Source organism: Bhargavaea sp. GQ12 (genome assembly GCF_059758705.1).
In genome coordinates, this window is sequence record NZ_JCAXEU010000054.1 from 1 (window position 1) to 375 (window position 375).

Here is a 375-nt window from a genome sequence, read left to right on the forward strand (position 1 = left end):
CCCATGAGGATGAGCGTGAAGTGGTTGTCAATCCATGTCAGCTCCTTCAGGAGCTTGAACTGCCGTTCCCCGATTGCGCTCTGTTCGCCGAGATCATACTCCGCAAGCGTCCGGTGATACGGGAAATTGGCCCACTTCATGAATCGCTCGATATTCTTCTTTTCACGGGCCCCCAGCTCGTGAGAAAGGACTTGGTGAATGAACTCGTGGTAGGTCCAATTTTCCGATTCCGCGCTCCGCAGGAGCTCTGGCAGCTCCTTTGCTGTTTCTGCGAGACGGAGCGACTTGCACTTTTCCTGTAGATCAGTTGCCGGACTGGTCATGGCCATTCCCTCCCAATACGCTTGCGTAGTAATCTACTGTCCTCTCGGCTGC

At 54.4% G+C, this 375-nt stretch carries 1 protein-coding gene; it reads right to left on the reverse strand.

Features of this window, described 5'->3' with window-relative positions; translation table 11 throughout:
- Positions 1–323: ATP-binding protein (locus AC6CHQ_RS16365; protein ID WP_498082077.1), on the reverse strand; the 323-nt coding region annotated here is incomplete at its 3' end.
- Positions 324–375: the final 52 nt, after the last annotated feature.